General features: G+C 56.4%; 1 protein-coding gene. It reads left to right on the top strand.

Annotated elements, in window-relative coordinates; translation table 11 throughout:
* The coding region (locus ACODS9_RS26550) for a DDE-type integrase/transposase/recombinase (protein ID WP_489095124.1) at positions 1-470 on the top strand (470 nt) is incomplete at both ends.

The following is a 470-nucleotide window of genomic DNA, read 5'->3' as shown; positions in this document are numbered from 1 at the left end:
GCCATCCGTAAGGAGCACTCCACGTGGGGTGGCCGAAAGATCAGTCACCTGCTTGATCAGCGCATCTGTGCCAGTACCGTAACCAATGTCCTGCATCGGCATGGATTGATCACCGCGGAGGCTTCCGAGGCTGCTAAACCATGGACACGCTTTGAGCGCGAAGCCCCGAATGATCTGTGGCAGATCGATTTTAAAGGTTTCTTCCAAACGGCTCAGGGACCTTGTTATCCGCTGACGCTGATTGATGACCACTCACGCTTTAACCTTGTGATACAGGCCTGCGCACATCAGCGCACAGGGTTGGTCATGGAGCACCTGACCGATCTGTTCAGCCGGTATGGACTGCCCGTGCAGATCAACGCGGATAATGGCTCGCCCTGGGGGGCGCCAAGAAATCCCGGAGAACTCACACCCCTAGGTATCTGGTTGGTTCGCCTGGGAATTCGACTGACTTTCAGCAGGCCAGGCCA

The organism is Pseudomonas sp. FG36 (genome assembly GCF_057809275.1).
Note: the sequence above shows the minus strand (reverse complement) of the source record. Positions and strands in the feature narration are given on the sequence as shown.